Source organism: Spongiactinospora gelatinilytica (assembly GCF_003236385.1).
Taxonomy (GTDB): domain Bacteria; phylum Actinomycetota; class Actinomycetes; order Streptosporangiales; family Streptosporangiaceae; genus Spongiactinospora; species Spongiactinospora gelatinilytica.
Genome location: NZ_POUA01000742.1, coordinates 1 through 1,199, shown reverse-complemented (window position 1 = coordinate 1,199; position 1,199 = coordinate 1). Strand labels below are relative to the sequence as shown.

Here is a 1,199-nt window from a genome sequence, read left to right as displayed (position 1 = left end):
CCACCCAAGGGCACCCATTGCCCCTCCTGAAGGCACACGAACCGCCCCGATGCCTGTAGACTCTTCCATGCCACGCGCTCGCGCATGTGGCAATGCCGCCTTAGCTCAGTCGGCCAGAGCGACGCACTCGTAATGCGTAGGTCAAGGGTTCGATTCCCTTAGGCGGCTCTCGAAAAGAGGGCTTTGACCAGGGCGTTTCCCTTTCCAGGGAGCGCCCTTGATCAGTTCGGGTTGCAGTTCGGGTTGCAGTTCTCTGCTGCGAACCCCACCGAACTCCACCGGGTGATCAGGCCTGCTGCCCCCACAGCGCTTCCCCCATCCGCTCGGCCGCGTCCCGCGTCGTCGCCTCGGCGACATGGGTGTACCGCTGAGTCGTCCGGATGTCGGCGTGCCCGAGGATCGCCTGCACCGCCCTCACATGCACGCCCTGCTCGATCAGCAGACTCGCCGCCGTGTGCCGCCCGTCATGAACACGGGCATCCCGCACACCGGCCTGCTGAAGGATCTCCTTCCACTTGCAGTTCCTTGATCAGGATGTCGGGGGGCAGGTCGTCCCATTCCGGGTGCTGGAGGAACGCGGCTGCGGCTGCTTGAAGCGGGCGGCGCCGGGTAGCGGCCGGCCAGCTCTTTCGCCGCGCCTGTGCGGCCTTGCGCGTAGGCGCGTATCTCCCTGACCTCCGGGTCGGTCAGCAGTCGATGTGCTGTACGCCCGTCCAATGGGTGCCTCCGTCTTGCGCTCTGACGCCGGGTTGCTACCTGAACCGGCACGAACCGATGCCGCAGGGACCAGCAGCGGCACAAGATCGCTGATGTGGCTGATCGTGATCGTCCCGGCGGGCAGCCGTTCACCGGGCGCCAGGCCGCCCCGCCGGACCAGCACCGCTCGCATGCCGTGCCGCGCCGGGCCATGGACGTCCTTGTCAAGATTGTCGCCGACCCATAGCACCTGGTCTGGGGGGCACCCGGCCGCGTCCAGAACAGTTCGATAGAAGGCCGCACCGGGCTTGGCGACGCCGCCCATCTGCGACGATTGGAACACCGCGTCGAACAGCTCGTCCACGCCGCCCAGATACAGCGCCGGACGGCGATCGACGCCAGTGCGGGTGTTGGAGGCCACGATCAACCTCTTGCCACCGTGGCGGCGCAGGACGTGCAGCGCCGCCGCTGCGTAGGGGTCCACCGGCCGCCGTGGGTCGCCC

The 1,199-nt window shown here is 67.6% G+C and carries 2 protein-coding genes and 1 tRNA gene; 1 reads left to right on the top strand and 2 read right to left on the bottom strand.

The genetic code is table 11. The features are described 5' to 3' along the window. The first annotated feature begins 94 nt into the window (after positions 1 to 94). A tRNA-Thr gene (locus C1I98_RS39075) sits at positions 95 to 168 on the top strand. 118 nt (positions 169 to 286) lie between these two features. Here C1I98_RS39075 and C1I98_RS39070 read toward each other — a convergent pair. Next, positions 287 to 505 (bottom strand): tyrosine-type recombinase/integrase, encoded by a 219-nt coding sequence (locus C1I98_RS39070; protein WP_111172205.1) that lies wholly within the window; start codon positions 503 to 505, stop codon positions 287 to 289. 24 nt (positions 506 to 529) lie between these two features. Beyond that, positions 530 to 1,199 (bottom strand): HAD family hydrolase (locus C1I98_RS39065; protein ID WP_146607940.1); only part of this gene is annotated, 670 nt, incomplete at its 5' end.